Raw genomic sequence first — 5,665 nt, forward strand, 5'->3', positions numbered from 1 at the left:
GCTAGTGGTACGATAGAGGGATAGTTGAGCGAACTCGGGACGTTCGAGATGGGTCGGTGGCCACCGGGGAAGAACACTCACCAAAGCCCCAGCCGTGAGGACTCGCGCGGCTCGCTGTGGTCCTCGACCGTTCACTTCATTCACGGTCTGCGGTCCTTACGTCGCCGGGCTTCGCCCTCACGGCTGCCCCTTTGGGTCCCGACCCGAACGGCACCGCACAGCACCTCACGCCGTCCCCAGCCTCGCGGTTCGCGCTCTCCGAGCGCTCACCGCCTCCCTCGCGCTCGGATTCGCGGCCTCCCGGCCGCTCACCGGAGCGCGCCACCGCGGATCGATCACTCCTTGACCTGTATCGATCGATTCAGATCGGAGTACCCGGCGGTTTGAACGGTTCTCTGACACCCTGCGTGAGATGTCAACACACCGGTTCGCTCGTCAACCACCGCGGTCGAGACGTCTGCGCCGGTGGGTGACCGCGACGGTTCGTTGCGCGACAGCGCCAACGGGAGACGAGAGCAGAGGGACTGGAAGGGAAACGCGGGGGTCGCAAGGGAACGGCGACGAAAGCGGTGAGGCGAGACGAGGCAAAAACGAACGAGTCGAGAGGGCCGCGGCGACGTCAGCTCGCGGCGTCGGCGTCGCCCTCGTCGTTGAGCGCGTCCCGGAGTTCGCGGCTCGCCGGGACGATCACCCAGAACGTGAGCGCGCCGACGATCATGAGCCAGAAGGAAGCCTCGCCGGCGAGGACGCCGATCTCACCGTAGGCCGTGTTGACGCCTTCGGGCGGGTTGACGAGCTGGACGATCTCGTAGTACGACGGGGTCCGGTACCAGCCGCCGAAGGTGAACCATCCGAGCGCTCCGATGGAGAACAGGGCGAATCCCTTGATGAACTCGTCTGCCATTGGCTTACGATTCGTCGGAGTCGTCTTGAGACTTTCCCATCCCGCGTCCGCGGAAGCGCGTTCCCAACACGTACACCGCCGTTCCCGCGACGATGAACGACACTCCGACGACCCCGAGCGCCGCACCGAGCACGTCCGCCGACGGGGTGAGCCCGACGGTCCCGAGGAGGTAGACGATCACGGTTCGAACGAGGCTCAGCTGTAGCGTCGCGGCGTCGAGGAACGTGAAGCCGATCAGGAACGCGAGCGCGGCCGCCAGCGTCGAGAACACCGTGACCGCCTTGTACAGCCGGAACGGGACGACGACCTCGCGGCCGCCGGGACCGTCGCGGGGCCCGGTCGGTTCGTTTCGCGGGTCGTCCGCGTCGTCCGTCGCGACGGGGTCGCCAGTCTCGTCGAACGCCTGGGCGTCGTCGGTGTCGGTGGGTGGTGCCATGAGAACGAACGAGAACGGGAAACGGCGTGCCGGTCGTGCGGCGCCTTACCTCGGCGGCCGCAGCATGTAGTACCGCCGGTTGAGGTCGTACATGTACCCCTCGCGCATCGTCTTCAACACCGCGTAGGCGATGATTCCGCCGGCGAGCGGCAGCGTGAACGTGAGCGTGAACAGCAGGTCCAGACTGATCGGGAAGAAGTTCTGGATGGCGAGCGCGGCCAGCGTGAACGAGAGGATCACGCCGGTGACGCCGACCGCGGCCCAGAAGGGCTGTTCGACCGGCCGTCTGGCGCTCCCCTTGTTGAGGAACGGCACGAGCCCGATCGCGGCGAAGATGACGCCGTGCGCGAGGATCCCCAGGAACTCGTTCCCGAGGAGGATGTTCCCGCCCAGCACGGCCAGCTCGGGGTTTATCGGATTGAGCTTCAGCAGGCCGAACGACCAGTAGAGGTACCAGTCGGGGAGGATGACCGCCGGCGTCGAGCGGGGTCTGCCGGGGCGCCGAAGTGGACCGGCATCACCGCCGAGACGAGGACGATGATCCCCACGAAGAAGCTCGAGATGGCGAGGTTCCGGATCGTCTCGTGGGGCCACGCCGGGAAGCCGAGCACGTCGCGCTCGACGTACGTCGACTCGGCGCGGAGGGTCTCGTCCTCCCGCCGGGAGCGCTCGAAGTACTGGTAGGTGAGCTGTGCGAGCCCCTGCGAGCGTTCCTTCCGCTCGGACCAGGTCGGCGTCTCGTCGTCCGGCGGGACCGTGGCGGGCGGGCCGCCGTCGGTGCGCGCTTCGTCGTCGGTACCGCCGTCCGTCATCGGAGTGGTGTCGTCGGTCATTGGCTTAGTGCGGCTCCGCGATGCCCTGCACCCAGACGATGCCGACGTGGAGCGCGATGAGCGCGGTCACCACGAACGGCAACACGAACACGTGCAGGATGTACATTCTCACGAGCGTCGCCTGTCCGAGGGTGAACCCCCCGAACATGAGCTGTGCGGCCCACTCGCCGACGATGGGCGTCGCGAGGGCCATCTCGACGCCGATCTGTGCCGCCCAGAAGGACAGCTGCTTCCACGGGAGGAGGTAACCGGAGTACCCGAACAGCACCGTCAGCGCGAGGAGGAGGACCCCGAGCACCCAGTTGACCTCGCGCGGCTCCTTGTACGCCCCGGTGAAGTACACGCGGAGCATGTGGAGGAACACCGCCGCCGTCATGAACTGGGCGGCCCACTTGTGGATCGACCGGAGCATGAAGCCGAACTGGACGTCCGTCATGATCATCACCAGCGAGTCGTACGCCGCCGTCGGGTCGCCTTGCGCCGCCGCGCCGGCGGTGGACGGCGAGTAGTAGAATCCCAACAGTGCGCCGGTGATCGCGGCGACCAGGTACGCGACGATCGAGAGCGAGCCCAGCGAGTACAGGGGGTACCAGTACCAGAACTTGTTGTCGAGGTCGTACTGTTCGGTGTGGCTCTTCGGCATCTGGAGGTTCGCACGGTAGTACATCGTCTCCAGCAGCTCGAGGTAGTCGACGATGCGGAGCCGCTTGTCCAGCCAGATGAGCGTGGTGAGGAACGCGGTCTCGATGGCCGTCAGATCCTGCTTTTTGAGCCACGCGTTGTGGTCCATCTCGTCCTGTTTTTTGAGACTCATTGGTGGATCACTTCTTGTAGTAGGGGTACACCGCTCGCTTGAGCGTCTCCATCGCGCTACCGGAGTCGATCGTCACGCCGTCTTTCTCCTCTTCGCGGACGTAGAGGTCCTCCCACTTGCGGCGGCGCTTCTTCACGATCATCACGTCCGGGAGGAACTCCTTGCGGTACAAGAGCAGGATGAACGCGAGGTCGATGAAGATCATCGCCAGCAGCGCGCCCACGAACATGTTGCCCGACTCCGTGGACGCCCACGCGAACATCAGTCCGTAGACGAAAAGGGAGACGAACACGACCTCGATGATCGTGAGCAACACGATCGCGATGGCGGCGGCGGTGCTCTCTCTCGCGGGTTCGTACCGGTGGATGTCGCCGTACGACGAGCCGCCGGAGCTCATTGGGTACCTCCGTGTCCCGTGTGCGCGGACACGCCGTACTTCAGCAGGTAGAAGGTGAACACGAACGTGAGTCCGACGCCGAACATCGCGGCGAGCCCGATCCAGTGCGGGTGCAACACCACGCCGACGTGTGCGATGTCCTCTGGCCACCCTGTTGCGCCGCCGGTGGAGACGGTGGCGACGTCGCCGCCGACGGCGAGGCCGCCGTGCATGCCGACGGCGGTGTGGGGGTCACAGTGGTAGTGGGTGATGCCGGCGTCCTCTTCGGTCACCTCGTACTCGTAGGTGGCGCCTTCTTCGCCGACGGGGTCGCCGCTGTCGAGGCTGGCCGGGCCCTCGACGGTCACCACGTTGTGGTCGCCGCCGCTTCCCGTCCACTCCCAGGTGATCGTCGTGCCCGTGTCCACCCACACGAGGGTCGGGTCGAACGCGAGCCCCTGGTCGCCGGCGCCGACCGCGATCGTCACCTCGTCCTGTCCCCGGGCGTCTTGGTAGGTCCCCAGGTTCCCGCCCGAGGCCCCGCTCGGCCAGTCCGGCTCTACCTCCTGTGCGGCGGCCGTTCCGGCCGCCCCGGCCGAGGCCGCGGCCGCGGCGGTGGCACCCCCGGCCGTGCGCACGAATTCCCGCCTTTTCATACACGCTCACTCAGAACGGGGTCCGCTTAAACCCACCGACTGAACCCGTCGACTCGGACGGTGATACACCGGCTGTATCACCCGATATCGGCCGTTTACTCCTCTGGCTCGTCCTCGTCGACGGTCCCTCCATCGACCGGGACGAAGTCCGGACGCTCCTTCGCCTCGCGGAGCGCCCTGAGGCGGTCGCGGTACTCCGCCGCACGGAACCGGTCCGAGAGCCGCGCGTTCGCGACCATCACGAAGAGGAACAGCCCGATGAGCAAGAAGAGGATCCCGATCGCGGGCGCGACGACGGTGCTCAGGTCGGTGACGAACGAGGCGACGAGCAGCGCCGCCCCGGCGAGCACCTGCACGGCGGCTATCACCTGCATCATCAGGTTGCCGAACTCGCCGGACCCCTCCGGCACCGCGTCGGGGTGCGGGAGCGACCAGTCGCTCGGGGGCTCCGGCACGTCGTACGACTCCATCGACGCGAGGGCGACGACCGGCTCGACGTCTCTGAGGATCGTCCCCCGTCCGGCCACCTCGCCCGTCGGCCGGACGATCGCGTACCCCTCGTCGGAGTACACGAGCACGCGCTCCTCGCCGTCGGTCCGCACGCGCTCGAGGACCCCGAACACCTCGCGACGGGCGATCCGCGACTTCAGCTCCGCCTCGGCGCGGTCGAGCAGCCGATCGCCGGTGATCCACGTGTCGGGATCGAACGCGGCGTCCCACTCCTCGGCGCTCATCCGGGCCATGTCGGAGGGTCCGAAGTCGTCGAAGTCGTACTCGGCCTCGACGCGCTCGCGGAGCTCGTCGAGGTCATCGGGGGGCGAGTCGCCGTCCGACTCGTCCTCGGGAGCCGGGTCCCCGTCCGATCCCTCCTCGGGGGACGCGTCGCCGTCCGACTCGCTCGGCGCTCGCGCCGACCGTGACTCCGGCTCCGGTCCGGTCGAGGTGTCCTCCATCGCCCGGCCGTACGGACTCCGGACGCTAACTGTTTTCGTCTGCCGGCGGCCGGCCGGATCGAGGAGCTTTACGCGGGGGCGGCCCAACCGTCCGCCATGGTAGACGAGTCGGTCGTCGCGACGCTGGCGGGGCTGTCCGTGACGACCAGCCTGCCGTTTCTCCTCTACGGTGCCTGGATCATGATCGACGCCGACACGGTGACGTGGAACGTGTTGATATATCACTTGAAGTACATCGTCGTCGGGCTGACGCTCACGACGGTCCCGGTCGTCGGGTGGATGCTGCCACGGATCCTCGGGCAGCTCTCCGGCGGCGCCGTGATACACGCGTTCTTCGGCGTGCAGGCGTACGCGCTGCTGGCGTTCGCGCTCACCGGTATCGTCCGCATCTACCAGGCCAAACGCGGCGCCGACGCCTACGAGGACCCCGACGTCGACATCGACGAGATCCACGAGGACATGGGCCACTGGCGGAGCCGGCTCCGCGTCGGCGTCGCCGGGTTCATGGTCCTGTGGTTCTGCGCGTGGCTGAGCGGCCTGTACCGGTTCTACACGCTTCACGTGATCCCCGCGCTCTCGGCGTGAGCGAGACGGCCCGCAAACCGACAGGTTCAATCCCGTTTTGCCCGTAGTATCGGTATCGTGGCCGTCACTTTCGATCTGTTCGGCACGCTCGTCGACGTCGAGTATCCG

General features: G+C 67.1%; 7 protein-coding genes and 1 pseudogene. 1 reads left to right on the forward strand and 7 read right to left on the reverse strand.

Annotated features, from left to right (window positions below):
• Positions 1-619 precede the first annotated feature (619 nt).
• The 7 genes and pseudogenes from GJ633_RS13345 to GJ633_RS13375 all read right to left on the reverse strand — a co-directional run bounded on the left by GJ633_RS13345 (position 620) and on the right by GJ633_RS13375 (position 4,972).
• The gene (locus GJ633_RS13345; RefSeq protein WP_156589209.1) at positions 620-904 is read right to left on the reverse strand and encodes a hypothetical protein; all 285 of its coding nucleotides are present in this window, start codon (positions 902-904) and stop codon (positions 620-622) included.
• 4 nt (positions 905-908) lie between these two features.
• Positions 909-1,340 carry a hypothetical protein gene (locus GJ633_RS13350; RefSeq protein ID WP_156589210.1) on the reverse strand — a complete coding sequence of 144 codons (432 nt, stop codon included), beginning with the start codon at positions 1,338-1,340 and terminating at the stop codon, positions 909-911.
• A gap of 45 nt (positions 1,341-1,385) precedes the next feature.
• A pseudogene (locus tag GJ633_RS13355) lies at positions 1,386-2,173 on the reverse strand (cytochrome bc complex cytochrome b subunit).
• Between the two features lie 4 nt (positions 2,174-2,177).
• On the reverse strand, positions 2,178-2,987 hold the full coding sequence (locus GJ633_RS13360) for a cytochrome bc complex cytochrome b subunit (protein WP_156589211.1): 810 nt from the start codon (positions 2,985-2,987) through the stop codon (positions 2,178-2,180).
• Positions 2,988-2,994: 7 nt separating this feature from the next.
• A complete protein-coding gene (locus tag GJ633_RS13365; RefSeq protein ID WP_156589212.1) occupies positions 2,995-3,384 on the reverse strand; it encodes a hypothetical protein in 390 nt (129 codons plus the stop codon).
• On the reverse strand, positions 3,381-4,019 hold the full coding sequence (locus GJ633_RS13370; RefSeq protein WP_156589213.1) for a halocyanin domain-containing protein: 639 nt from the start codon (positions 4,017-4,019) through the stop codon (positions 3,381-3,383). The genes GJ633_RS13365 and GJ633_RS13370 overlap by 4 nt, the downstream gene beginning before the upstream one ends.
• A 95-nt stretch (positions 4,020-4,114) precedes the next feature.
• On the reverse strand, positions 4,115-4,972 hold the full coding sequence (locus GJ633_RS13375; RefSeq protein ID WP_156589214.1) for a hypothetical protein: 858 nt from the start codon (positions 4,970-4,972) through the stop codon (positions 4,115-4,117).
• A gap of 96 nt (positions 4,973-5,068) precedes the next feature.
• Between GJ633_RS13375 and GJ633_RS13380 the strand changes: the two genes are divergently transcribed.
• Positions 5,069-5,557 (forward strand): hypothetical protein, encoded by a 489-nt coding sequence (locus GJ633_RS13380; RefSeq protein WP_156589215.1) that lies wholly within the window; start codon positions 5,069-5,071, stop codon positions 5,555-5,557.
• The last annotated feature ends 108 nt before the right edge of the window (positions 5,558-5,665 follow it).

The sequence above is a fragment of the Halorubrum sp. CBA1125 genome (assembly GCF_009742825.1).
Classification (GTDB): Archaea; Halobacteriota; Halobacteria; order Halobacteriales; family Haloferacaceae; genus Halorubrum.

What these genes read in the sequence shown, in the direction of transcription:
- GJ633_RS13345 (WP_156589209.1), bottom strand. Translation starts at nt 904, where the DNA reads ATGGCAGACGAGTTCATCAAGGGATTCGCCCTGTTCTCCATCGGAGCG.
- GJ633_RS13380 (WP_156589215.1), top strand. Translation starts at nt 5,069, where the DNA reads ATGGTAGACGAGTCGGTCGTCGCGACGCTGGCGGGGCTGTCCGTGACG.
- GJ633_RS13350 (WP_156589210.1), bottom strand. Translation starts at nt 1,340, where the DNA reads ATGGCACCACCCACCGACACCGACGACGCCCAGGCGTTCGACGAGACT.
- GJ633_RS13360 (WP_156589211.1), bottom strand. Translation starts at nt 2,987, where the DNA reads ATGAGTCTCAAAAAACAGGACGAGATGGACCACAACGCGTGGCTCAAA.
- GJ633_RS13370 (WP_156589213.1), bottom strand. Translation starts at nt 4,019, where the DNA reads ATGAAAAGGCGGGAATTCGTGCGCACGGCCGGGGGTGCCACCGCCGCG.
- GJ633_RS13365 (WP_156589212.1), bottom strand. Translation starts at nt 3,384, where the DNA reads ATGAGCTCCGGCGGCTCGTCGTACGGCGACATCCACCGGTACGAACCC.
- GJ633_RS13375 (WP_156589214.1), bottom strand. Translation starts at nt 4,972, where the DNA reads ATGGAGGACACCTCGACCGGACCGGAGCCGGAGTCACGGTCGGCGCGA.